We start from the raw sequence: 257 nt of genomic DNA, 5'->3' as shown, positions 1-257 counted from the left end.
CAGTTTTGGTTACTACGTAAAAATTATGTTTCTAACACCTTATTTTTCAAACACTAATCACCAGTTTCAGTTCACTCGCGAACAAGCAAGCCACTTTGCAAAACGTGTCGCAGGTGACTACAACCCAATTCATGATGAAGACAACAAACGCTTTTGTGTCCCTGGAGATTTACTTTTCGCTGTGCTTCTTAGTAAAGAAGGCGTTAGCCAAAAGATGCGTTTTAACTTCTCTGGCATGGTAAACGATGGTGTAGCAC

At 40.5% G+C, this 257-nt stretch carries 1 protein-coding gene; it reads left to right on the top strand.

The annotated features are described in order from the left end of the window. Window positions 1-257, top strand: a 257-nt coding sequence (locus O4H49_RS20550; protein WP_269425303.1) for a DUF3581 family protein, incomplete at both ends; no start/stop codon positions are given.

The sequence above is a fragment of the Kiloniella laminariae genome, from assembly GCF_027214005.1.
GTDB lineage: Bacteria > Pseudomonadota > Alphaproteobacteria > Kiloniellales > Kiloniellaceae > Kiloniella > Kiloniella laminariae_A.
The sequence above is the reverse complement of the archived record's forward strand: the minus strand, read 5'-3'. Positions and strand labels throughout refer to the sequence as shown.